Origin of the sequence: Gordonia sp. UBA7860 (assembly GCF_002500165.1) — a bacterium.
Classification (GTDB): Bacteria; Actinomycetota; Actinomycetes; order Mycobacteriales; family Mycobacteriaceae; genus Gordonia; species Gordonia sputi.
Genome location: NZ_DLSO01000004.1, coordinates 1 through 922 on the forward strand (window position 1 = coordinate 1; position 922 = coordinate 922).

Here is a 922-nt window from a genome sequence, read left to right on the forward strand (position 1 = left end):
TTCGAGCGCGACGATTTCGGTCCGCTGGGTGAGATGTACCGGGAGAAGCTGGCCGACTATCTCGAAGAGATGAACGTCAAGGTCGAGAAGTTCGAGCGCGCCCGCGAACGCGCACTCGAGCGCGAGGCCAAGAAGGCGAGGGCAGGGGCGTGACCGTGATCGACAACAGGTTGGCACTGGCGATCTCGCCTGCGGACGACAACGGGGCACGGGACTGCGACGGATGTTGCGGTGCGTGCGAGCGTGAGACTCCGGAGCGACGCGACGTCCCCGAGGGCTTCGACGAAGCGATCATGATGGCCGAGGCCGCCACGTTGCACAACCCGACCCGTTGGAATGAGATCCGCACCCACGCAACGGATTCCGCTGCGGGGGAGTATTGCTCGTCGATACTCCTCGGTGCGTTGCTGCAGTCCGCGGCGCACCGGCTCGGGGTGCCCGCCGCCGACGTGTGGTCCTATGTTCGACGCGTCGGTGAGTTGCCTTTGTGAGGCTGGCGGGTTCTGCGCCGTGAGCAGATCCGACGATCAGGGCGTGGCGATCTAGGAGAGCGGCGCCATCCCCCTCCGAGCGCTCGTCCGGCGGGCAGTACGGTCGCTGGTGTGAGCTCCCCACTGATCAAAGGGTCCAAGACAGCGCTGGTAGATCGCACCTATCGGATCCGCATCCGCAGCAGCGGGCCGACGATCGACGTATCGGCGGTGCTGCTGGGTGCCAACGGCCGGGTCCGTACCGATGACGATTTCGTCTTTTTCAACAATCCGCAGGCGCCGGGCGTGCGTTTGGTGTCCGACGACGAGATCGACGTCGACCTCGGCGCCGTGGCGGCTGACGTCGACCGCATCGTCATCGTGGGCAGCACCGAAGCTCAGGGTGCAACGTTCGGCCAGAGCGGCCAGTTCAGCGCGGCGGTGACATCGGA

At 65.7% G+C, this 922-nt stretch carries 2 protein-coding genes and 1 pseudogene; all 3 read left to right on the forward strand.

Going from position 1 to position 922, the window contains the following annotated elements; translation table 11 throughout:
* A pseudogene (locus tag B3T59_RS00445) lies at positions 1-153 on the forward strand (acyl-ACP desaturase); the annotation flags it as partial.
* Positions 150-491 (forward strand): hypothetical protein, encoded by a 342-nt coding sequence (locus B3T59_RS00450; RefSeq protein WP_251721106.1) that lies wholly within the window; start codon positions 150-152, stop codon positions 489-491. The pseudogene B3T59_RS00445 and the gene B3T59_RS00450, both read left to right, overlap by 4 nt.
* Before the next feature lie 111 nt (positions 492-602).
* Positions 603-922, forward strand: a 320-nt coding sequence (locus B3T59_RS00455) for a TerD family protein (protein WP_287001229.1), incomplete at its 3' end; no start/stop codon positions are given.